Source organism: Sphingomonas sp., assembly GCF_036388435.1.
Classification (GTDB): Bacteria; Pseudomonadota; Alphaproteobacteria; order Sphingomonadales; family Sphingomonadaceae; genus Sphingomonas.
The window spans coordinates 1-21,862 of record NZ_DASVRV010000008.1; the positions used below are offsets into that span (position 1 = coordinate 1).

A 21,862-nucleotide genomic window follows, 5' to 3' on the forward strand; every position below is an offset into this window, starting at 1 on the left:
TAGGGTCAAAACCCAATCAGCGGGTTGAGGCGGGCGCGGTTTTCTGATTCACCACGGACGCGGGGGCGACGGAGGTGAGCATGGCGCTGTTCTGGTTGTCGGACGAGGCCTGGGCGGCGATCGAGCCGCATCTGCCCAAGAACCAGCCCGGAGCGAGGCGGGTCGACGACCGCCGCGTGATCTCGGGCATCTTCCACATGCTCAAGAGCGGGGGCCGCTGGTGCGACTGCCCGGCCGACTACGGCCCGGCGACCACGGTCTATAATCGGTTCAACAGGTGGTCGGCGCGCGGCTTTTGGCTGAGGCTGCTCGACGCCTTGGTCGACGCGGGCGCGGTCACGAAGAGCACCGCGATCGACAGCACGTACGTGAAGGCCCAGCGGGCCGCGTTCGGGGGTAAAAGGGGGCTAAAGCGCAGGCGATCGGTCGCTCGCGCGGCGGCTGGACAACCAAGATCCACGCCCTCACCGACGTCGTCGGCCGTCCGTTCGCGCTGATGCTCACACCCGGCAACGTCGCCGACGTGACCGCCGCGCCCGAGCTGCTGGCCCGCATGGGCAGGGCTCGCTACGTGCTTGGGGACAAGGGCTACGACGCCGACCCGCTCCGCCGCGCGCTACGCCAGGCCGGAGCCGTGCCCGTCATCCCGGGCCGCTCCAGCCGCAAGCGTAAAGTCCGCTACGACCATGAACGCTACAAAGGCCGGCACCTGATCGAGAACGCGTTCTGCCGCCTCAAGGACTTCCGCCGCGTCGCGACCCGCTACGACAAGCTCGCGGCCAACTTCCTGTCAGGCGTGGCGCTCGCCACCGCGCTCGCGTTCTGGCTGTGAACGAGTCTGGAGCCTAATCCGTACCGGGCCGCGCAGCTTGACCGCTTGCAGACGAGCATGAACCTGGCGCTCGGCTCGGCACTCGCCAGCATCGGGCTCACCGTCCCTACGGTTGCAGTCGTGTCGATCCTGTTCGGTCAACCGCTCCAGCTCGGGCTGGGGCCGAAAGAGAGCGTCCTGCTCGCGCTTACGCTGCTCGTGTCGGTGATCACGCTCGGCACGGGACGTACGACCGTGCTCCAGGGTGTTGTCCACCTAAGCGTGTTCGCCGCGTTCTTGTTCTATGCGGTCGTGCCCTGAAGCGGCTCCCAAGCGTCACAGCCGAACGGTGCTGACGCCCGGCGGCGGCTCTCGCGCGTTGCCTCTTCCAGAAACCGTCGGCTCGCTTGCCGCTCTGCGGCGCTGTCTGATTGGCGGATCGAAGGGCTCAATTTTGGTCGCACGGTATATATGAACCAACGGCCGAAGTTGGGGAGCCAAATGGGCTGCGCTGAACGACCGCTTGTGGGCCGTCGGTTCACGCCAACATGCTGAGCGCTCCGGCCGCTCGCACCGGTGCGCCTCTCGTGAGCTACGCGACGCTAACATCGCGTGACACCATCTGCGCCGTTTGCGCGTTGAAATACGAGCAATGCGGACGTGCAAGCGCCAGGGCTGATCGCGACTAAGGGATTGATCCTACGACGTTCATAGGTACGGCCGCGGTGCTAGCGGGAGTGTCACCGGTCAGCATAGACCGGAGTGCAGAAAGGAGATGATGATGAGCTATATCCTCGCGGCCGGACTGATCCTAGGCCTCAACACCGCGGCGGCGCCCGCAGCGGAGATCAAACATTCGACGCGCCTGGATCACCATAGTGGATCGGTCGACGTCCGTTATCGCGGGGCCGTCGCGGTCAGTCATAGGCAGGTCGGGACGGCGGCACCGGCCGGTAAGCCTACAACGCTGCGCTGCTTATGGTCAGCCAACGTGATCGTCGACCGGCAGGCGCAGGCTACGTCTGGGGCAATGATGACGCGTACGATAGCTCGCGATGGGATCGCGTCCGGCAGCCGGGCAGGGTGGTGCGGTACGCAGCGCTCCGCCATCGCCAAGGAAGTCGCCGCTCGGGTGCAGGATCTGAACCGTCACATCGTGGCTGTCGCGCGGGAGGACCACGATGTTCTACGTGCAGAACTCGATCGGCTCCACGGTGTGACCCGCGCCGGATGACCCTCTCCGCTTGGAGCATCGCAATAACGCTTCTGAGCACCGCGGCCGTGGTCACGCCGGTGCTCGCGCAAAGCTCAATGGCCGCAGGGGTTGAGGCGGCAAGTGAGGAGGCGCGGCGCGGACTTAGCTGGAGTCGCGGGCGTGCTGTGGGGTCGGCGGATGTGGCCGTGAGATCAGGGCCAGTCGACGCGTCGGCCCGCCTCGTGACGCTCCGCGGGTCCACGCGACACGGCAACGCCGATGCGGTGGCGGACGTTGCGATCGGCGCGGAGTGGGACCTGGGAGCCATGCGGCTCCGCCCTGCCGCGACGGTCCATCTGTTTACCGGCGCGCGCGGCAAGATGGACTATTTCGAGCTCGGCACATCCGGCAGCTTCACTTACGGTCCAGTGCAGTTGATCGGCGGAGTGACGTTTGCTCCGCCGCAAGATGCGATCGGCGGCAGTAACCTTTTTATCCATGCGAGCGCTAACGCTGGCATTCCAGGTACGCCTCTCACCGTTATTGCCGATCTAGGCCACTCGTCGGGCAGCGTAGACGACCCGCTTCGCTCGCAGCGTCTGCGGCCCGGCGGCGCCTATGCGAACTGGCGAATTGGCGTCGAACGGCGACGCGGCCCGCTCACGCTCGCTGTCGATTATATCGGCACCGACGTAAGCCGCACTGATACCGAGGTACCTTTCGCCGACGCGCGCCATGCGGGCGATCGGATCATAGGCCGGGCAAGGCTGGAGCTGTAGCTCAGACCGCGCGCTCGTCAAAAGCAGAACGGGTCGGCATCACTGGGCGTGGCCCAAACGTGTAGGGATGGTCTTGAAAATCTGCTTCGAAATCCAGATGAACAGACAACCATTTTTGGGAAGCGACCGAGGGTTGGAGAGTGGCTGTTTGTGAGTCTTGCCGTTCGTAAGCGGTCAGGCTGAGATGCCGAATTGTAGCTCGCGGAATAAGGGGAACTGCGGGCCGAGCGGCCAAGGATTAGAGCTTTCGGAGACTCCTGAAGCTTGGTCCGCCTAGAAGCGCCGCCCAAGCCGCCTTCGCAATGGCTCGGTCGGTAGACGGCTCGAGGGACATCAATGCCGGTGTGTTCTGCGCGAGCACTTGGCCAGGAGTTTTCTCCATCTTAACCGTTGAGCCCTACGCTCTGCGTTTTACCGGCGTCGCAAAGGATCACCCGTGCGTATCGACCAATTGCGTCCTCTCCCCACCGCCGCCGCACCGCTCGAGATCCCGGCCGAGCTGCTGGGCAGCGTGAACCGCCATCAGGCCCATCTAGCGGCGCTGATCGCAAGCTTGCAGGCCGCGGGACTCCAGGAGGACATGATCGAGACCAGCGTTCGCATGCTTGTGGATAGCTATGCAGACGAGTTGACCACTGCAATTCGCGCAATGGGGAAGGATCCGCGTCATGGATGATATTCTGTTGCATGACGACGAAGGACGAATATCCGCATTGCGCCGGCTGAACGTGCTCGACACCGCGGTCGAGGAGCCGTTCGAAAAGATCGTGACGCTGGTTCGAACCGTACTGGCGGTACCGATCGCAACGGTGACGCTAGTCGACCGCGACCGTCAATGGTTCAAGGCGCGACGCGGGGTCGACGCGTCAGAAACGCCGCGTGCGATCTCGTTCTGTACGCACACCATTAGACAACGCGAACCGCTGATCGTCGAAGACGCGCACAGCGATCCCCGCTTCGCCGCCAGCCCGCTCGTCGTCGGCCCGCCGCACATTCGCAGCTACGCTGGCGTCCCGCTGCGCACGCCAGAGGGTTACAATATAGGGTCTCTATGCGCGATGGATACGCGCGCCCGGCGGTTTAGCCCCGCCGACATCGCGATCCTCAGCAACTTTGCCAATATCGTCTGCGACGAACTCGAGCTGCGGATAATTGCTCAGGTGGATCATCTAACGGGCGCGCTGACCCGGCGAGGCTTCGTCGAGCAAGCAGAGCGCGAGCTCGCCCGATCCCAGCGCTATGGCCGGACGAGTTCGCTGGTAATGCTCGACGTGGATCATTTCAAGTCGGTCAACGACGCCCACGGCCACGGTGTCGGCGATCAGGTGCTCCACAAGATCTCGGAGATCGCTGGGGCCACGCTGCGGCCAAGTGACGTGTTGGGTCGGCTGGGCGGTGAGGAGTTCGCAATTCTTCTTCCCGAAACGGGCGGTGATGAGGCGCTGGTCGTGGCGGAGCGGTTGCGCCAGGCCATCGCCGATCAGCCGATGCACCTGCCCGACGGCAGCGCGCTGCATGTGACCGCCAGCTTCGGGATCGCGTTGCTGACGCCGCTCATCAGTTCGGTTCCCGCTTGGCTCGAGGCCGCCGACACGATGCTCTACGCGGCGAAGGCAAATGGCAGGAACTGCACGCGCTTGGCAGAGCCGGTCTTACGGTCAGCCTGACGGGGCAAGCGCCGCCCGTATCGATTCAAATGGGCTAGCCGTAACGCGGGCGAGCGGACAGCTCGGCTGACGGCTGATTTTGCATGCGTCTGAGGACGCCTAGCTCCGCTTTAACCATTCTGCGCTGTACGACTCGCCAGTCACGTGCGTCCGAACCGTGAACCAAGCGAAATGAACGGATGTCTGGTTCCCGCCAGTAAAATGATCGACGCGAATGGCGGATTGTGGGTCCTAACTGACGAACGCCCGCTCGACGACGTACTGGCCGGGATGCGACCGGGTGCCCTCGGTCAGGCCCCAGCCGGACAGGATATCCACCATCTCCTTGTTGAAGGCGATCGAGCCGCAGATCATGAAGCGCGAGGTCGCCCGCGCCTCGATCGCCAGGCCTAGGTCATCGCGGAACAGGCCTTCGCGGATGCGGTCGGTGATCCGGCCCTTGCGGTGGAACTCGCCGCGCGTGACGGTGGGATAGTAGGTAAAGCGGTCGCGGAGCAGCTCGCCGAAGATCTCGTCGGTCCTGATCTCCTCCTCCAGGAATGCCCGGTAGGCGAGCTCCTGCTGGTGGCGCACGGTGTGGCTGACGACGATATGGGCGAAGCGCTCGTGCGTGTCGGGATCGCGCAGCACCGACAGGAAGGGCGCGAGACCTGTGCCGGTGCCGACCATGATCAGCCGCTCGCCCGGCTCCAGCGCGTCCACCATCAGCGTGCCAGTCGGCTTGCGGCCGAGGAGGATGCTGTCGCCGACCTCCAGATGCTGAAGCCGCGAGGTGAGCGCGCCGTCCGCCACTTTGACCGAGAAGAACTCCAGATGCTCCTCCCAGGCCGGGCTGGCGAGCGAGTAGGCGCGCATCACGGGGCGGCCGTCCGGGCCGACCAGCCCGATCATGACGAACTCGCCCGACTGGAAGCGGAAGCTCTGCGGGCGCTCCACGCGGAAGCTGAACAGCTCGGCCGTCCAGTGATGGACCCAGGTCACGCGCGCGACGTACAGGCCTTTGGCCTGGGCTACCGTCTCGATGCTTTGGTCAGTCAGAAGACGGCCCTTTCGCGCTCGCATAGGGCATCCGGTGTAGGGCGGGTGCTGTCAAATCAAACCCACCGGCTGTCATCCGCAGTGGGGCGATCGGATGCCCCGCCTGCGAAACCCTGCTTCATCGTTCCGCTACTCCAACTTGTCGCCTGAGGTGACGGTCCGCGTTCCGGAATCGCGTCTCCTCTTGGTGCACGGGCGACGATGATCTGACCCGGTTAACTGAGGCGGTCGGGGCAGCCGCCGACACCTGAATGCCGCGAATGTTGTTTCATGACCAAGATAGTTGCCCAGCACCCGCCGCTGAGTTGATGAACGAGTTTCCGGTTCAGAAATCTAGCCGAGCCGCGCTGGATGACCGACTCTGGGTCTGGTCCGCCGTTGAAATTCGGCTGCTCCGGCGAGCAGCGTCCGATCGTTCTTGCATGAAGTGCGCGAACGCATCCTTCCAGTCGGGATGCCATCGCGACAGCGCCGGGCGGTTTTCGATCAGGTCTCCGGCAGCCCGTCGGTCGATGCTCGCCATCGAGGCCTGCGGGTAGCGGGTGCCCTGCGCCGGGCGGCAGCACCTCGTCAATGCGGGCAAGGTCGGCGTCGGCTAGCACGACGTCCAGCGCGGACGCGACCGGGCTGACGCCCGTCCACGTCAGTCGCATGCTCCAGATCCTGAAGGCCCATGGCACAGTGACGCGTCGCGGACGGCGCGTTGCCATATCCGACTGGCAACAAACAATCGCGGCCGAGGACTTCAACTTCGGTCACTTAGGCGAGCGGCGCGCAGCCGGGTCCCACTCCTACCAAAGCCAAACCATGAAGGTTTCTGCACGATGAGCGATCATGACCCGACCTATTTCGAGCAACGTGCCGCGGCGCAGTTGGAGCTTGCGCAGCGCGCGTGCCACCCGAATGCCGTCAAGGCGCATTATGTGCTCGCCGAGGGCTACTTGAAGATGGCCGGCGAGCCATAGGCTCGGCACTCGAGCGACCAAGACAAGCCGCGACAATAAGGACAGCGGTGCTGCGGCTCAGCGTTCGTTGTTGTTCGCGGCTGTCCTGCGCGCTGGACCGATCCAGGCTTCGATCTCCGCCAACGCGCTGAAAGGCCCCGGTTTCGGCATCGGAACGTCCTCGAACACCGCTTCCACAAACCACCGCTCCGTGAGCCCATTGTGCAGGTCGCCAAGTTGCGAAATGATGGCTGCCAGGCGATCGCCCCGGAAGACCAGCCGGGCGTCGCAGTCATCAGGCACCAGTCCAGTACGCGCGCGCCGTCCCTGACCAGATGCATGCCGGAGCGTGCGGGTTCCTGCCTGACGGGCAGGGCATTGATGGCTGAGATGTCGTCGTCGTCCAGCGGGGATAGTGCCTGCAGCTTCCTGATCAGTGCCGCCAATGGGCGTTCGTTCAATCCCGACATCTCGTTTCTTGGTCCTGTTCGAACCCTCGATAGGTGAATGCCACAGCCCTGTTTAGAACATGAGTTAGGCCTTTTCCGAGCGGACTCCAGGCTGTCGGTTTCCAAGCTATCGCCCCCCGTGCTAGCCGCCACCCTCTACTTCATTCGGTGCGGTCCCGCGGCAAGATGTCGCCCGTAAATTCTATCACCCCTGCGGTTTCTCGCCCGGAGCACGTACCGGCGGCGCATAGATGCGACCAGCATCGGATTTGTCGTGCCCGGTAACGGCTTGGCGATATTCGTGGAAGGTCATCGTGCTGAGCGTGACATTGATGAACAGGGAATTTCGCCCGGTGCATTTGCGTCGACGGCGCCACTTCGGGCTGCTCGCTCCCGAAATCGTGCGCTTCGGAATATTCCCGCGGCAGGTCCGACATGGTACACGGCGCGGCCTCGGCCTGAATCGAAGCGACGCTCAGCGGCTTCGTCGGTCTAGATAGAGATAGGTCGGGTCGAACTCGGCGACGTGACGCAGCTTCGCGGTGTCGAAGATAGTCACCCGGCCCGCCTGGACCTCGACCATGCCCTGCTCGCGCAGCTCCTTCAACATGCGGTTGACATGAATGTTCGTCAGCCCGAGACAGTCCGCGAGATCGGTCTGGGTCAGCGGCAGATCGAACCCGTCCTCATCCGTCAGCCCGACAATCCCGAGCCGGACGCCAAGCTCGCAGATCAGGTTCGCCAATCGCGCCAATGCGGTGCGGCGGCCCAGCGACAATTCCCATTCCCGGTGGATAGCCGCATCCAGATTGGTGTTGAACCAGTAGAGCCGCGTCAGGTGCGGGAAGCGTTCGGTGATCGTGCGCAGCGCGTCGTGTGGCACGATCGCGACGCGCGTCGGCGTGAGCGTCATCACGTCGTGGTCCAGGTGCTTGAGCGTGAAGCTGTGCAGGTCCGCAAAGTCACCTGCGACGTGCAGTTCGGTAATCTGCCGCTGCCCGCTGCGCACGTCCTTGTATCGGCACGCCCAGCCCTCGATGATCAGCGTGCTGTGGTCCAGTTCCGCGCGCGCGCGGATGAAGCGGTAATCGGCGGGATAGTCGCGATACTCGGCGATGGCGGCGCGGATCGCCGCCTCCTCGTCCAGGCTCACTTCGTCGCGGGCGCGGAGCTTGGCCAGATGGCGTTCGATCATGCTGCGGTCCGTGCTGCGGGTGGAGAGGTCGGCCATACGCCACGGGCATGATCGCCCGCAACCGGCGCCCGCCCGGATCGACGCCGCGACCTCTCCGACGATTGCCGCCCGCGCGGCCCGCGGAAATTCGTATTAACGCATGTTTACAACGTCCTCCGGTCCGCAACTATGGGTGCCGCGCGCTGTTCATCGCCCCTCAAGCATGTGCTTCGACGGAGGAGAATAGAAGTGTCGCTCGCCGAGCCTTTCGCCGACCTCGACCCGCGCGTAGGGCTCATGGAGCTTTGGGGCGGGCACGAATGCACGGTGAACCGCGTCCACGGCGCCTGGTTCGATCAGACGCAACGCAGCGGTCATGACGAACGGCCGGAAGACCTGAAGCTCTTCGCCGATCTCGGCATCCGGCGGCTCCGTTATCCGGCGCTGTGGGAGCGTATCTCGCCCGGTCGCGCGGATCAGCGCGACTTCGCCTGGACCGACGAGCGGCTGGCCGAGATCGCCCGGCTCGGCATGGAGCCGATCCTGACCCTGTGCCACCACGGCAGCGGGCCGCATTACACCTCGTTGCTCGACGACGGCTTCGCTCCCGGACTCGCGCGCCATGCCGCCGCCGTGGCGGAGCGCTACCCCTGGGTGACCGATTATACCCCGGTCAACGAGCCGCTCACGACCGCCCGGTTCAGCGCGCTGTACGGCTTCTGGTATCCGCATCACCGCGACGAGGAAGCGTTCTGGCGCGCGCTGCTGAACGAGACCGACGCGACGCGGCTGGCGATGCGGGCGATCCGCCGGATCAACCCGCAGGCGCGGCTGATCCAGACCGACGATCTGGGCTATTGCCACGCCACCGCGCCGCTGCTGCGCGAAGCGGCGTATCAGAACGAGCGGCGGTGGATGGGGTGGGACCTGTTGTGCGGGACGGTGACGCCCGGCCACGCGCTGTGGGACCGGCTGGTCGACTTCGGGCTCGAAGCCCGGCTCCGCGCGATCGCCGACGATCCGTGTCCGCCCGACGTGATCGGTATCAACCATTATCTCTCGAGCGAGCGGCTGCTGGACCACCGGATCGAGCTGCACGGCGCGCGCGGCTTGGCGGATCGCGAGCTCGGCGAGTGCGAGGGCATCGCGCATGTCGATGTCGACGCCGCGCGCAACCTGCCCGGCCAGGTGCTGGGCCTGAGCGAGCTCGTTCAACAGACCTGGGAGCGCTATCGCCTGCCCATCGCCATCACCGAATGCCATAACGGCTCCACCCGCGAGGAGCAGGCGCGCTGGTTCATCGATGTCTGGGACAAGGCGGAGGCGCTGCGGCGCGAGGGGGTGGACGTGCGGTCGGTCACTGCCTGGTCGCTGCTGGGAGCGCATGACTGGAACCGGATGGTGACCGAAGCCGCCGGCCATTACGAGCCCGGCGTGTTCGACATCCGCGGCGGCGTGCCACGGCCGACGCTGATGGCGCGGGTGCTGGCCGATCTGGCGCGGGGCGAGCGGCCGAGCGGGCCCGGCCTGGACGTTCCCGGCTGGTGGCATCCCGAACGGCACGCCTGGCATGAGCCCGCTCATGGTTTCGCGGTGACGGCCGGGCCCGGATTGAAGCCGCAGCCACGTCCGCTGGCGATCGTCGATGGCGATCCGCTGCTGACGCGGGTGGCGGTCGCGGCGTGCGAGGCGCGCGGGCTCCATCACGCGCTGGTCGATGGCGGAGAAGGCCAATTGGCGGCGCTTCACCCCTGGGCGGTTCTCGACCTTCGTCTGGCAGCCGGTGATGTGACGCAGGAAGCGCTGGCCCGGTCGTGCCGTACGCTCGGCATCGTCGGTGCGATCCTGCACCCCCACGACCCCGAGACGGAGCGCGTGCCGGTCCCCGACAGCCCGCGCGATATGCTCGTCGTCGAGACCGGGCCGGTCTTCGACGCCGCCGACGAGGAGGCCAGGGCGGTACGGCTGCTCGACGAGCTCGACCTGTTGCGTCGCGGCGACCGGCTTCGCGTGGAAGCCTGGCCCCGCTGGACGGGCGTCTATGCGCCCACCCTGGTCGACGGGGTGCTCGACCTGCTGCTCGACGGCCTGACCGGCACCGTCCATTTCGTGGCGGAGGAGGATTGGTCGCTGGCCGATGTCGCGCGGCTGATAGCGACCGTGGCGGGACACCAACCCTGCGCCATCGTCGACAAGGGCAGTTTCATCAGGATCGGGGCGGGCCGCCCGGTCCAGTCCTATCTGCCGCCGCTGGTGTCGATGATCGAGCGGTTTGTCCATGATCGCCGCCGGTGCCGCGCCGACCGTGCCAATGCCGATCACGCTTATATGCTGGAGGCGGCGGAATGACCCCCAGGAACGATGATGGCGCTATGGCCGGTCGCGGCGATCCCGACGCGGTCGCGCCGCAGCCCCTGCCCGAACCGGCCGGGGTGCCCGAGCCGCGCGACGAGGACTATCCCGGAACGATCTCGCTCGCGGTCGACGCCACGGACGTGCTGCGTGGCATCTACCGCGTGCGCGAGGTCATTCCCGTCGAACGCGCCGGGCCGATCATGTTGCTTTATCCGAAATGGCTGCCCGGCTTTCACGCGCCGCAGGCGCCGATCGAGCTGTTCGCCGGGCTGGTGGTCCGCGCGCGCGGCGAGACGCTGACGTGGAAGCGCCACCCCGTCACGGTCAACGCCTTTCATGTCGACGTGCCGGACGGTGCGGACCGGATCGAGCTGGAGTTCCAGTTCCTGTCGCCGACCGATCCGGCGCAGGGCCGGGTGATCGCCACGCCGGACATGCTGGCGCTGCAATGGAACACGGTGCTGCTCTATCCGGCGGGTCACTTCGCGCGTCGGATCGCGGTCGACGCCAGCGTGACGCTGCCGGACGATTGGGAGATGGCCTGCGCGCTGGAAGGGGCCGGGCGGGACGGCGCGTGCTGGCGGTTCGCGACGACACCGCTCGACGTGCTGGTCGACTCGCCCGTCCTGGCGGGGCGCCATCTCCGCCGCGTCGCGCTGGACGAGAGCGGGACGGTGAGCCTCAACATCGTCGCCGACCAGCCGCGCCTGCTGGAGGCCACGCCCGAGCAGATCGAGCCGCACCGCGCGCTGGTCGTGCAAGCCGACCGGCTGTTCCGCGCGCGGCACTTCGACCGTTACGAGATATTGCTGGCGCTCAGCGATGAGATGACCAGCATCGGCGTCGAGCATCACCGGTCCTGCGACGCGGTCAGTACGCCCGCTTATTTCGCGGACTGGGACGCCAGCTTCGTCCGGCGCGACACCATTCCCCATGAATATGTCCATAGTTGGAACGGCAAGCACCGGCGCGGCGCGGACTCCTGGACGCCCTGTTTCGAGAAGCCGATCCGCAACAGCCTGATGTGGGTCTATGAAGGCCAGACCCAATATTGGAGCCAGGTCCTGTGCGCCCGCGCAGAGCTGTGGAGCGTGGAGCAGACCTTGGGCGCTCTAGCGCAGACCGCCGCGCGCTACGACGTGCGCCCCGGCAGCCGCTGGCGCCCGACCATCGACACCACGCGCGATCCGATCATCGCCGCGCGCGCGCCACTGCCCTGGGCCAGCTGGCAGCGCAGCGAGGATTATTATTCGGAAGGCGCCCTGGTCTGGCTCGACGTCGATACGCGGCTGCGTCAGCTGACGGACGGGGCGCGGTCGCTGGACGATTTCGCGCGCGACTTCTTCGGACATCATGACGGCGGCTGGGCGACCCGGACCTATGTCTTCGACGACGTGGTAGACGCCCTCGCGGTGATCGCGCCGTTCGACTGGGCCGCGATGTTCCACGAACGGCTGACCGACACCCATCGGGGGGCGCCGCTCGCAGGGATCGAGCGGGGCGGATACCGGCTCATCTACCGCGATCATCCCAGCGCGTTCGAGATCGGCTCGCAATCGGCCTTCGCCCGCACCGATCTCAGCTATTCGGTCGGGCTGACCTTCGATCCCGAGGGTGTGCTGACCGACGTGATGTGGGACGGCCCCGCCTTTCACGCCGCGCTGACCGTGGGCACGAGGATCGTCGCGGTGAACGGCAGGGCGTTCGCCCCTGGCGAGGTCGAGCACGCGGTCGCGGCGGCCGTGGACGGCGAGCCCGTCGAACTGACGGTCGCCAAGGGCCGGAGCGTTCGGACGGTCGCGATCCCCTATCATGACGGGCTACGCCATCCGCATCTGGAGCGGGTAGCGGCCGAGCCTGACTATCTGGGTGCGATCCTGGCTCCGCTCGCGGCATGAACGTCCTCACACCGATGAATCGTGATCTTGCACAAGATCGGAACACCGCGTCGGTCGTTCCCCTGCCCCGGACGACGCCCCCGACCGATGACGGCCACACGATGTGCGACTGGTGCGGGCGCGCGATCTACATCCCCGCCGTGCCGTGCTCGGTCAGCCCCGTGCACGGGTTGGCGGGCATGGACGCCACGCCGGGGTTGGGCGACCGGTGCAAATGGGAGCTGGCGACACGCGGGGTGTCGGACCTGGGGCGGTAGTCGCAGGGCCGGGCGGACACCCGGCCGCTTGGAGGTCAGCCATGGCGCGACCTTATTCGATGGACCTGCGAGAGCGGGTTGTAGCGGCGGTGATTAGCGAGGCCTGAGTCTAAGATCCCGAGCGGCCGGCTCGGGGTCGAAGCCGCAGCCGCAGCTACGAAAGCGGACGGCACTATCAGACCAAACGCACCGGATGGCGATCGGGGCCGGGCAGGGTAGGGGGTCGGCATGCCTCGCCCGCGCAAGCCTGCCAGTCCGTTCCGCTATTTCAACTCGTCGCCGGAGGTGATCCGGCTCGTGGTGATGATGTACGTACGCTTCCTGCTGTCGCTCAGGAACGTCGAGGACCTGCTGTTCGAGCGCGGGATCGACATCTGCCACGAGACGGTCAGGCTGTGGTGGAACAGGTTCGGGCCCATGTTCGCAGGCGAGGTACGCCGCCAGCGGGTTAGCCGCATGCGAGGCTTCCGGCATCGGCGGTGGCACCTGGACGAGATGTACGTGAAGCTCGGTGGCGAGATGGTCTACCTGTGGCGAGCAGTCGACCACGAGGGCGAGGTGCTCGAGAGCTACGTCACGAAGACCCGGGACAAGGACGCGGCACTCCGGTCATGAAGAAGGCGCTGAAGCGCCATGGCAGCCCTGAGGCGATCACCACCGACGGGCTGCGCTCCTATGGCGCTGCCATGAACGAGTTAGGCAACCGGGAGAAGCAGGAGGTGGGCCGCTGGGCCGACAACCGGGTGGAGAACTCGCACCTGCCGTTTCGACGACGAGAGCGGGCCATGCAGCGGTTCAGGCGGATGAACTCTCTACAGAAGCTCGCCTCCGTCCATGCCAACGTCCACAACCACTTCAACCTCGAACGCCACCTCACCGACCGCCAGATCTACCGAGAACGACCCTCCGCCGCCCTGACTAAGTGGCAGATCCTCGCGAGCTAGGCCGCCGCGCTGAAAGACCTGAGTGCATCCTGCAGAGAGCGACTCGCGTTAGACTGACAGCGCCTGAACCGCGAGATTTCACCTGATGAAAGCCTGATTTTGATCGCAACTGGCGCTTCAGAATATTGCATGGTCACCCCGTTCCGGCGCGAGGGCCCCGGCAAGGACGGATCGGTAGAAGTCGAACAGGGTATCCGTGCCCGTCGAGGGCGTGGCGGCCGCGTCGTACCGTCCTGTGCACGGGTTGATCGCCAGCATGGACTCCGTCGCGTAATAGCGGCCGATGCGGGCAAGTTCGGCCTTTTCCGCCAGCGATGGGGCGATCCGCCCAAGCGTTCCCAAGCTTTGGGCGATGACATCCAACAGCGCCACCGGGACGGAGCGGAAACGGGCGGGGCGGCCCGATAAGGCGAACAGCATTTCCCCCTGCTGACGAGGGGTGATCGCTTCTCCCGGCCCGCCGATCGGCAGGATCCGATCCCATCTGCTCTCGTCCTCCAGGCAACAGGCGATGAACTCGGCCAGATCGCGGTCGCTGATGGGCTTGCAGGCCGTCAGCGTTCCATCCCCGAACACCAAGAAGGGGCGGCCCTTGCTCACGCGTTCGATCTGACCGGACAGAGATTTGAAGAATGCGGTGGGGCGCACGATCGAGTAGCGCAGGCCCGAGCCGATCAGCGCCGCCTCGAACGCCAGTTTGGCGCTTTGAAAAGCGAGCAAAGGTTTCTGGACGCAGATGGCGGACAACATGACGAAGTGGCTGACGCCTGCCTGCTGCGTCGCTCGCAGCGCGTTCAGATGGGCGCGATAATCGATCGCCCAGGTGTCTTTCGGCGCACCGGTCCGCGAGGCCATGCAGGATATCACCGCATCGAAGCGTTCGCCGTCGAACCCGTCGCGGGCGAGCGACACCGGATCGGCGATATGCACCAGCTTGACGGTAGCACCATCGAGCAGCCGCCGGGCGCCGGCCGGGGTCAGGGAGCCACCGACTCCGGCGCGAGGTCGGACGAAACAGACGACTTCGTAGCCACGCCCCACGAGTGCGGCGGTCGTCGCACGACCAATGGTGCCTGTGGCTCCCAGCACGCATATCCGTCGTCTGCGCGACTTCGCAGTGAGCAGGTCGGGTGCCGCCGGGGCAATCGCGTCTGGACCGACTATGTGGTTGCCCGTCATAAAGTCCGATCTGCCCTCGACCGTGTGACCGCCAGCCTCGCCAACCCGACAGTCGCGCGCAAGAGCTTGTTTAGCGGGGCCGATCAGGCGGTCGATGCCTCGACGGCGGCGCGTGCGAACACCTGCTGGAGCGCCGCCGGGGTTGCCTGCCGTATCGCGCCACGGCCGACCTCAGCGGATGACCAGAGCCAGGAGCGCGCGGGGTCATGCAGCATCGCCCAATCGGGAAGGACGCGGCCGGCAACCTCCGCGCGATTGAGCAGGGTCACCGCAAGGTGCCGGTCGTCGACCGAAATGCGCGCGAACAGCTGGTCGATCGCCGCCGCGTCGCCTTCAATCAGCTGGAGATAGACATCGTGGCGGCAGATCAGCGCGCCGGTGATCCCGTGACGCGCGTTGTTACGGCGCGCGGTCGCCAGGATCGCTGAAAGTACGGCGCTGTCGTAGCCGAACGGCTCCGACATATAAATCAATTGCGTGATCATGGTCGCGGCTCCGTTCGGCCCGGACGCTAGGCCATTCGGAGAGCACGGGCCAGCACTCCTCTGTGGGGCTCTTCTCGGATGATGCCGGCCCCCCAACCGGTAATGCGCCGCTTGACCCTGACGTCCGGAGGCGGGACGTCGCTTTCGAGGGGCGGGGGAAGTCGGCTATCTGCCGATCGCCGGGTACATCAGCATGGCCAGTGCGTCATCGGCTCGACCGAGAGGAGCGACGTGAGCGCATGACGTACTCGCGTGAGGCCCTGATCCGATCTTCCGCTCCTCGTGCCATGTAAGCGCTTGCGCGGCCCGATAAGCAGGCTCTAGCTGGTTGGGTAAGTGCGTTGAGGGAATGTGATGAGCTGGATGCTGCTGCCGCTGCGCCGCTATGCCGACTTCCAGGGCCGTTCCCGACGTCGCGAATATTGGTGGTTCGTGGTTCTGTGCTTGATCGCGATCGCGACGGCCGGGATCGCGATGATCGCCGCATCGGGGTCATTCCGGTCCCAGGGGGAAATGGCGTCGAGGTTTACGATCTGGGCGGGGTTCGCCCTTCTCCCGCTCGTCGTTCCCCTGATGGCCGTCACGACGCGGCGGTTGCACGACCTCGGGCTGAGCGGCTGGTGGGTGCTCGCCCTCGTGATCGGCGCGGCGATACCGGCCATCGACACGATCGTCGCGCTGGCGCATCTGGTCGTGATGGCTCTCCCCGGCAAAAAGGGGGTCAACCGCTTCGGGGGCGATCCCAAGGCGGCCTCGGCTGCCCCGCGGCTTCAAGGGTGATGATGTTGGTGGCTTCCCCCGTCGGATCCAAGGCCGCCTCATCGCGCACCCGTGGCGCGGGGCTTCGCACTCGCCTAAACGGTCAACCCAGGACATTCTCGGCTCGAAGCCTGACGCGCACCCAGTCCACGAACCCTTCTGAAAGGACTTCACCGATGCGCACTCGCGCTCTAGACCTCGTCACTTCCGCTCGCCCCGGATTGAGCCTCACACCGATGCTTGTCGCATCGGTGCTGCTGGCCTCGTGCGGGCAAGCCGGGCCGAACGAGAACTCCGACGCAGCGACGGGCGACGCGACGCCGATCGCCGTCGATCCGGCTTCGACAACCGGATCGGTGGTCCGCGACACCGCGCAGCCCGCTTCGGCACCCGCACCCGTCGCGCCACCGATCCAGACCCAGCAAGGGCCGGATGGAGTGCGTGTGGACCTGACCCGCGCGGCCGTGACCGGCGACATCCTCACCGTGCAACTCGCCTATATCGCGCCGGGCGACGAGTCGTTCAGCGACTATTTCCCCGCCGAGGAGGTGAGCGTCATCGACGATGCCACGTCGCAGCGATACGGCATTCTCAAGGATCAGTCCGGCGCCTGGCTCGCCGCCCCGCTGTTCGTGACCAAGAACATCCGGCCTTCGGCGCAGAAGGGCGAGACCGCGATCGTCTGGATGAAGTTCCCAGCGCCGCCCGCGACCAGCCCGACGGTGTCGGTGAACATCCCCAAGGTCGGGCCGTTCGACGGGGTTCCGGTGAGCCGGCAACAATGAAGGGGCGCCTGGTCCCGTTCTGCGGGCTGGCCCTGGTCGCCTGCTCGGACGGCGCGACCGGCCGGGCGGAGAACGGTGCCGACCAGGCCCGGATGCCGGCTTCGGGCGCCCGGTCCGACCGGGATCGACCGGTCGCTTCGAGCATCGCCCCACAGATGACGTCCGGCGGCCAGGCGCTTTCCGGATCGGTCAGCGGGCTTCGAGGCAGCATCTCCGGGTTCGACGTGCGACGGACCGACACGGAGACGATCGTCGATATCGCGGCCGATGTCCTGTTCGACTTCGACTCCGCTTCCTTGTCGACCGAAGCGCCCGGCAAGCTCGCCACCGCGGCTGAGCTGATCCTTCAAGGCGGCACCGGCACCGTGACGGTGGCGGGTCATACGGACGCGAAGGGCGACGAGGCGTACAACGACAAGCTGTCGCGCGACCGGGCGAGGGCCGTCGTGACCTGGCTGTCGGGCCCCGGCCGCGTGCCCGGCGAACGGCTCAAGTCGGAGGGTCTTGGCGAGTCCGAACCGGTCGCCGCGAACACCGCGCCTGACGGCACGGACGACGAGGCGGGCCGGGCGAGGAACCGGCGGGTGACCATCGCCATACCGCGTTAGGGCGGTTGGCCAGAAGGTCAGACCGGTGCTCGAATGGACGGTCGAGGTGGCACGTCGGTGCTGTTGCGTCGGCGGATGTGTCCGTGAGATCAGGGTTGGTCGACGTGTCGGCCCGCCTTGTGACGCTCCGCGGGCCTACGTGACACGGCAACGCCGATGCGGTGGCGGATCTTACTCGGTATGGAGTGGGACTTGGGAGCCGTACGGCTTCGCCCTGCCGCGACGGTCCATCTGTTCGCCGGGGCGCGCGGCAAGATGGATTATCTCGAGTTCGGCACATCCGGCAGCTTCACCTACGGTCCGATGCCGGTGATCGGCGGAGTGACATCTGCTCCGCCGCAAGACGCAATCGGCGGCGGTAACCGTTTCGTTTACGCGAGCGCCAATGCCGGTGTTCCATCCGTCTGGTGGTGATGACGTATGTGCGCTGCCCGCTCAGCCGCGCCGGTTATATGGACTTCCTAAACCCGGTCCGCCGCGTGGACCGCCTCGACCGCGCGCAGCGCCGCCAGGAGGCGCATGAGCTGGTGGAGGTCGTGCACCTCCACGTCGATCGTATTGGTGTGGTAGAGCGCGTCGCGCGCGTCGAGGCGCAGGTTGATGATGTTGGCCTTGTGCTGGCCCATGATGGTCGCGAGCATCCCCAGCGCGCCCGGCTCGTTCTTCACCTCCACCTGGATGCGCGCGACGCCGCCGTCCGCCTTGTCGCCCCAGGACACGTCCACCCAGTCGGTCTCGCCCTCGGCGCGCTCGGCGAGTTCGCCCAGCACCCCGCAATCGATGCGATGGACCTCGATCCCCGCATCGGGGCGCCGCAAGCCGACGATCCGGTCGCCTGGCACCGGGCGGCAGCAATCGCCCAGGTCGAACGCGACGCCCGGCGTCAGCCCCTTGATCGAGATCGCCCCCGCCTGGCGCCCCATGTCGCCGACATCGGCCCCGGTCGATCCGGGCATCAGCGCCTCCATCACCGCCGCGTCGGACAGCGATCGCCGCGCGATGGCGTGCATCAGCCCGGCCTCGTCGGCGAGCTTCAGCCTTTTCAGCGCCAGCGGCACCGCGTCCGCGCCGATCGGGGCGGGCAGGCGCTGGACGATGTCGTCATAGATCTTGCGCCCCAGCTTCACCCCCTCGTCGCGCTCGGCATGGCGCAGGTGGCGCCGGATCGCGGCCAGCGCCTTGCCGGTGGTGGCGATGTTCAGCCACGCGGCTTGCGGCGATTGCGCCTTGGAGCGCAGGATCTGCACCTGATCGCCATTCTCGATCACCGTCTTCAGCGACACCACGCGGCCATTCACCTTGGCGCCCACCGCCTGGTCCCCCAGATCGGTATGGACCGCATAGGCGAAGTCGATCGGCGTCGCGCCCTTGGGCAGCTGGATCAGTTCGCCCCGCGGCGTGAAGGCGAAGATGCGGTCGGCGTACATCGCCATGCGCGTATGTTCGAGCAGTTCCTCGGGACTTCCCGCCGTATCGAGGATTTCGACGAGATCGCGGATCCAGCTATGGTTCGAATCCGCGCGGACCTTGCCGCCACCCTCCCCGGTCTTGTACGCCCAATGCGCGGCCAGCCCGTACTCGGCCTCGGCATGCATCTCGGGCGTGCGGATCTGCACCTCGATGCGGGCGTTCTCCGCATGGATGACGGTGGTGTGGAGCGAGCGATAGCCGTTGCGCTTGGGGGTCGAGACATAATCCTTGAACCGCCCCGGCACCATCGGCCAGCGGCGATGGATGACGCCCAGCGCGCGGTAGCAATCCTCGACGGTCGGCACGATCGCGCGGAACGCCATGACGTCGGACAATTGCTCGAAGCTGATGTGCCGCTCGGCCATCTTCTTCCAAATGGAGAAGGGGTGCTTCTCGCGTCCCGATACCTCCGCCTCGATCCCCGCGCGCCCGAGCACCAGTTTCAGCCCCGACGCGATCTTGACGATACGATCGCCGCCACCCTCTTTCAGCTGCTCCAGCCGCCGGTTGACCGACTGGTACGCCTCGGGTTCGAGCTGTTCGAAGGCGAGCGTCTGCATCTCCTTCATGAACTCGTACATGCCCACCCGCTCGGCGAGCGGCGCATAGATGTCCATCGTCTCGCGCGCGATCCGCCGGCGCTTCTCGGGCTTGGCGATGTGGTGGAGCGTGCGCATGTTGTGCAGCCGGTCGGCCAGCTTGACCAGCAGCACGCGGATATCGTCCGACATGGCGAGCAGGAACTTGCGCAGATTCTCCGCCGCGCGCTCGTTCTCGGTCTGCGCCTCGATCTTGCTGAGCTTGGTGACGCCGTCGACCAGCCGCGCGACCGAGGGGCCGAACAGCCGCACGATCTCCTCGGGTGTCGCGACCGTGTCCTCGATCGTGTCGTGGAGGATCGCGGTGGCGATCGTCTCGTCGTCGAGCCGCAGGTCGGTCAGGATGCCCGCCACCTCGATCGGATGGCTGAAATAAGGATCGCCCGAGGCGCGCTTCTGCGACCCATGGGCCTTCATCGAGAACACATAAGCGCGGTTGAGCAGCGCCTCGTCGGCTTGCGGGTCGTAGTCCAGGACCCGATCGACGAGTTCATATTGTCTCAACACGCGGGCCACTTGGGCCTGCGTGTCGATGATTTGCAATGCTTTGTTGCGTTCAGCGCGCCGCCATCGCGGTGGCCGGCATCGCCTTGGCGCGCGCGTTGCACTTTTCCAGCGCCGCGCCGTCGAGCGCGGTGCCGCCTGCGGAGAAGCTCCGGAGCCGGCCGACGCTCCGCGCGAGCGTCTGGCACAGCACCATCTCGCGCTCGGGTGCGCGGGCGGCGACATAGGCATCGCCGCGCAGCGCCCAGGGGGTGGAGCGGGTCATGACGCTCGCCTTGCCCGCCGGCGTCTCGGGCACCGCGACATAATAGGCGCCCGGCACGGCGGCTTGCGCGCGGGCGTCGCTGGCGCCGACGACCAGGGTCAGCGTGGCGGCGAGGGAGGCGGCGAGGATGGGCAGGCGGTTCATGATGCGGTTCCTTCGCGATCAGGTTGCGGATCACTACCTATCTCACTAGGTTTCCAGTTGCAACCTAAAACCTACATGTCCATGGCGTGACTGGGCGCCTTCGGGTACAAGTCGCTGAAAGAGAGAGGATGTTCGATGGACAAGCTGCGCGAGAAACTCTCGGAATGCAGCCTTCCCGCCGCGCTGGAGGCGGTGGGCGAGCGCTGGTCGTTCCTGATCCTGCGCGCGTCGTTCAACGGCCTTCACCATTTCGAGGAGTTCCTCAGCGAGCTCGGCATCGCCCGCAACATCCTCTCCGATCGATTGGGTCGCTTGGTCCGCCACGGCATCCTGGGACGCGAGCCCTGTCCCGACGACCGCCGCAAGGTCGAATACCGCCTGACCGAAAAAGGCTTCGCGCTGCTCCCGACGATGATCGCGCTCCGGCAATGGGGCGAGCAATGGGAAACGGGCGAGCCTGCCTTTCCCGTGCTGGTCGACGAGCGCGACCGCCTGCCGATCCAGCAGGTGTCCGTGCTGAGTCACGACGGACGGGTACTGGGAAAGCAGGACCTGATCTGGGCGCTGCCTGGGGAGATCGGCCTTCAACAGGCGGCCGAATAGGGGTCACGCGAAGGCGCGAAGCCGCGAAGAAGTCCAAGGAAGTCGGTTCATGCGGAGGCGCGGAGGCGCGGGGAGGGTATGTCGGCGGCGGCACCCTTCGCTGCGCAAGCAGCAGCAATGGATCGAGATTTCTTGAAGCAAGGCCGCTTACGCGGCGGAATATGCGCGCAGCCTCAGACTCTCTCTTTGTCTCCGGTCTCCGCGTGGACAAATCTTCTTCGCGACTTAGCGCCTTTGCGTGAACCGAAAACTCCTCACGCCACCCGCTCGGGCTGCCCGTTTAAAAGCCCCTCGAGAAACGCTCGCACATCGCCCTTGATCGCGACCGGCCGCCCCGTCGGCAGGTGGACGTTGACCACCACCAGCGCCACCGTCGCATGAAGTGCGCCCGTCCCGCCGTGGCGCAGCTCGAACTGCTGCACCATGCTCGAACCCCCGATCCGGTCGATCCTGACCCACGCCTCGACGGTATCGCCCAGCACGAAGGGCTTGAGATAATCCACCTCGGCGCGGCGCACATGGAATTCGGTCTCGTCCCACACCGCCCCTAGCGCTGCGCCGATCCCCGTCCACGCCCACCATTCGGAAACCGCGACATCGGCATATTCCAGGTAGCGCGAGTTGAAGACCACCTTCTGCCCGTCGATCTCGGCATAACGGACGGCGAAGCGGGTGGAAAAGGCGAAACCGGGGTGCATAGGGACGCTATGGCGTCTGCGAAGTAGCGGAGCAACTCGGCTGCGAGGGCGGGAATCGGTGCAACGGGCATCGCGGCGCAATGGGAGGTCGCACCGGCGCGGCTCGCCCGGCCGGCTCGCCCTTGATCTTCCCGGCGACAGCACCGGCCGCACCCGCACTGCCGCCAGGATGACGTTGCGGCCGGCCAAAGGGGGTAAAGGCGCTCACCTGCGCGGGCCTCGCCTGGACGATTTGCCCGGAGCCGAGGACGA

General features: G+C 66.2%; 24 protein-coding genes and 1 pseudogene. 17 read left to right on the forward strand and 8 right to left on the reverse strand.

Annotation, left to right across the window (positions count from 1 at the left end; genetic code table 11):
* Nucleotides 1-80 precede the first annotated feature (80 nt).
* The 6 genes from VF592_RS01790 (at nt 81) to VF592_RS01815 (ending at nt 4,452) form a co-directional block, all read left to right on the forward strand.
* A protein-coding gene (locus VF592_RS01790; RefSeq protein ID WP_414714128.1) for an IS5 family transposase occupies nt 81-832 on the forward strand; the annotation gives its coding sequence in 2 pieces (ribosomal slippage) (nt 81-398 and nt 401-832; 750 coding nt in all).
* A 45-nt stretch (nt 833-877) separates the two neighbouring features.
* Nucleotides 878-1,132: a hypothetical protein gene (locus tag VF592_RS01795; RefSeq protein WP_331003887.1), complete on the forward strand. Its 255-nt coding sequence runs from the start codon at nt 878-880 to the stop codon at nt 1,130-1,132.
* 460 nt (nt 1,133-1,592) lie between these two features.
* Nucleotides 1,593-2,045, forward strand: a complete 453-nt coding sequence (locus VF592_RS01800) for a hypothetical protein (protein WP_331003888.1) — start codon at nt 1,593-1,595, stop codon at nt 2,043-2,045.
* Nucleotides 2,042-2,785 (forward strand): TorF family putative porin, encoded by a 744-nt coding sequence (locus tag VF592_RS01805; RefSeq protein WP_331003889.1) that lies wholly within the window; start codon nt 2,042-2,044, stop codon nt 2,783-2,785. The genes VF592_RS01800 and VF592_RS01805 overlap by 4 nt, the downstream gene beginning before the upstream one ends.
* Nucleotides 2,786-3,221: 436 nt before the next feature.
* Entirely contained in the window at nt 3,222-3,461 is a 240-nt protein-coding gene (locus VF592_RS01810; RefSeq protein WP_331003890.1) for a hypothetical protein, read from the forward strand.
* Complete coding sequence (locus tag VF592_RS01815; RefSeq protein ID WP_331003891.1) at nt 3,454-4,452, forward strand: sensor domain-containing diguanylate cyclase; 999 nt, start codon at nt 3,454-3,456, stop codon at nt 4,450-4,452. The genes VF592_RS01810 and VF592_RS01815 overlap by 8 nt, the downstream gene beginning before the upstream one ends.
* 231 nt (nt 4,453-4,683) lie before the next feature.
* Here VF592_RS01815 and VF592_RS01820 read toward each other — a convergent pair whose 3' ends face one another.
* On the reverse strand, nt 4,684-5,514 hold the full coding sequence (locus tag VF592_RS01820; RefSeq protein ID WP_414714130.1) for a ferredoxin--NADP reductase: 831 nt from the start codon (nt 5,512-5,514) through the stop codon (nt 4,684-4,686).
* 549 nt (nt 5,515-6,063) lie between these two features.
* Between VF592_RS01820 and VF592_RS01825 the strand changes: the two genes are divergently transcribed.
* Both VF592_RS01825 and VF592_RS01830 read left to right on the forward strand, forming a co-directional pair.
* Nucleotides 6,064-6,318, forward strand: coding sequence for a helix-turn-helix domain-containing protein (locus VF592_RS01825; protein WP_331003893.1), 255 nt, complete (start codon nt 6,064-6,066; stop codon nt 6,316-6,318).
* Nucleotides 6,315-6,455 carry a hypothetical protein gene (locus tag VF592_RS01830; protein WP_331003894.1) on the forward strand — a complete coding sequence of 47 codons (141 nt, stop codon included), beginning with the start codon at nt 6,315-6,317 and terminating at the stop codon, nt 6,453-6,455. Before VF592_RS01825 ends, VF592_RS01830 begins: the two co-directional genes overlap by 4 nt.
* 57 nt (nt 6,456-6,512) lie before the next feature.
* On the opposite strand, the gene VF592_RS01835 is transcribed toward VF592_RS01830, so the two are convergent.
* The gene (locus VF592_RS01835) at nt 6,513-6,737 is read right to left on the reverse strand and encodes a hypothetical protein (RefSeq protein ID WP_331003895.1); all 225 of its coding nucleotides are present in this window, start codon (nt 6,735-6,737) and stop codon (nt 6,513-6,515) included.
* 621 nt (nt 6,738-7,358) lie between these two features.
* Nucleotides 7,359-8,114, reverse strand: a complete 756-nt coding sequence (locus tag VF592_RS01840) for a Crp/Fnr family transcriptional regulator (RefSeq protein WP_331003896.1) — start codon at nt 8,112-8,114, stop codon at nt 7,359-7,361.
* 192 nt (nt 8,115-8,306) lie between these two features.
* Between VF592_RS01840 and VF592_RS01845 the strand changes: the two genes are divergently transcribed.
* The 4 genes and pseudogenes from VF592_RS01845 (at nt 8,307) to VF592_RS14320 (ending at nt 13,511) form a co-directional block, all read left to right on the forward strand.
* Nucleotides 8,307-10,406, forward strand: a complete 2,100-nt coding sequence (locus VF592_RS01845) for a family 1 glycosylhydrolase (RefSeq protein ID WP_331003897.1) — start codon at nt 8,307-8,309, stop codon at nt 10,404-10,406.
* Nucleotides 10,403-12,310 (forward strand): peptidase M61, encoded by a 1,908-nt coding sequence (locus VF592_RS01850; protein ID WP_331003898.1) that lies wholly within the window; start codon nt 10,403-10,405, stop codon nt 12,308-12,310. The genes VF592_RS01845 and VF592_RS01850 overlap by 4 nt, the downstream gene beginning before the upstream one ends.
* Before the next feature lie 14 nt (nt 12,311-12,324).
* Nucleotides 12,325-12,567: a hypothetical protein gene (locus tag VF592_RS01855; protein WP_331003899.1), complete on the forward strand. Its 243-nt coding sequence runs from the start codon at nt 12,325-12,327 to the stop codon at nt 12,565-12,567.
* Between the two features lie 228 nt (nt 12,568-12,795).
* Nucleotides 12,796-13,511, forward strand: a pseudogene (locus VF592_RS14320) (IS6 family transposase).
* Between the two features lie 117 nt (nt 13,512-13,628).
* Here VF592_RS14320 and VF592_RS01870 read toward each other — a convergent pair.
* Both VF592_RS01870 and VF592_RS01875 read right to left on the reverse strand, forming a co-directional pair.
* Nucleotides 13,629-14,690: an NAD(P)H-binding protein gene (locus VF592_RS01870; RefSeq protein WP_331003902.1), complete on the reverse strand. Its 1,062-nt coding sequence runs from the start codon at nt 14,688-14,690 to the stop codon at nt 13,629-13,631.
* Between the two features lie 83 nt (nt 14,691-14,773).
* On the reverse strand, nt 14,774-15,175 hold the full coding sequence (locus VF592_RS01875; RefSeq protein ID WP_331003903.1) for a BLUF domain-containing protein: 402 nt from the start codon (nt 15,173-15,175) through the stop codon (nt 14,774-14,776).
* Nucleotides 15,176-15,529: 354 nt separating this feature from the next.
* Here VF592_RS01875 and VF592_RS01880 point away from each other — a divergent pair, with 354 nt between their 5' ends.
* The 4 genes from VF592_RS01880 to VF592_RS01895 all read left to right on the forward strand — a co-directional run bounded on the left by VF592_RS01880 (nt 15,530) and on the right by VF592_RS01895 (nt 17,741).
* On the forward strand, nt 15,530-15,955 hold the full coding sequence (locus tag VF592_RS01880; protein ID WP_331003904.1) for a DUF805 domain-containing protein: 426 nt from the start codon (nt 15,530-15,532) through the stop codon (nt 15,953-15,955).
* A gap of 155 nt (nt 15,956-16,110) precedes the next feature.
* Nucleotides 16,111-16,719: a hypothetical protein gene (locus VF592_RS01885; RefSeq protein ID WP_331003905.1), complete on the forward strand. Its 609-nt coding sequence runs from the start codon at nt 16,111-16,113 to the stop codon at nt 16,717-16,719.
* A complete protein-coding gene (locus VF592_RS01890; RefSeq protein WP_331003906.1) occupies nt 16,716-17,327 on the forward strand; it encodes an OmpA family protein in 612 nt (203 codons plus the stop codon). Before VF592_RS01885 ends, VF592_RS01890 begins: the two co-directional genes overlap by 4 nt.
* Nucleotides 17,328-17,507: 180 nt before the next feature.
* On the forward strand, nt 17,508-17,741 hold the full coding sequence (locus tag VF592_RS01895; RefSeq protein ID WP_331003907.1) for a hypothetical protein: 234 nt from the start codon (nt 17,508-17,510) through the stop codon (nt 17,739-17,741).
* Nucleotides 17,742-17,788: 47 nt separating this feature from the next.
* On the opposite strand, the gene VF592_RS01900 is transcribed toward VF592_RS01895, so the two are convergent.
* Together VF592_RS01900 and VF592_RS01905 are read right to left on the reverse strand one after the other, a co-directional pair.
* Complete coding sequence (locus VF592_RS01900) at nt 17,789-19,903, reverse strand: bifunctional (p)ppGpp synthetase/guanosine-3',5'-bis(diphosphate) 3'-pyrophosphohydrolase (protein WP_331003908.1); 2,115 nt, start codon at nt 19,901-19,903, stop codon at nt 17,789-17,791.
* A gap of 49 nt (nt 19,904-19,952) precedes the next feature.
* Nucleotides 19,953-20,309 carry a CC_3452 family protein gene (locus tag VF592_RS01905; RefSeq protein ID WP_331003909.1) on the reverse strand — a complete coding sequence of 119 codons (357 nt, stop codon included), beginning with the start codon at nt 20,307-20,309 and terminating at the stop codon, nt 19,953-19,955.
* A 135-nt stretch (nt 20,310-20,444) separates the two neighbouring features.
* Between VF592_RS01905 and VF592_RS01910 the strand changes: the two genes are divergently transcribed.
* On the forward strand, nt 20,445-20,912 hold the full coding sequence (locus VF592_RS01910) for a helix-turn-helix domain-containing protein (RefSeq protein ID WP_331003910.1): 468 nt from the start codon (nt 20,445-20,447) through the stop codon (nt 20,910-20,912).
* 254 nt (nt 20,913-21,166) lie between these two features.
* Here VF592_RS01910 and VF592_RS01915 read toward each other — a convergent pair whose 3' ends face one another.
* A complete protein-coding gene (locus tag VF592_RS01915) occupies nt 21,167-21,610 on the reverse strand; it encodes a thioesterase family protein (RefSeq protein WP_331003911.1) in 444 nt (147 codons plus the stop codon).
* Nucleotides 21,611-21,862: the final 252 nt, after the last annotated feature.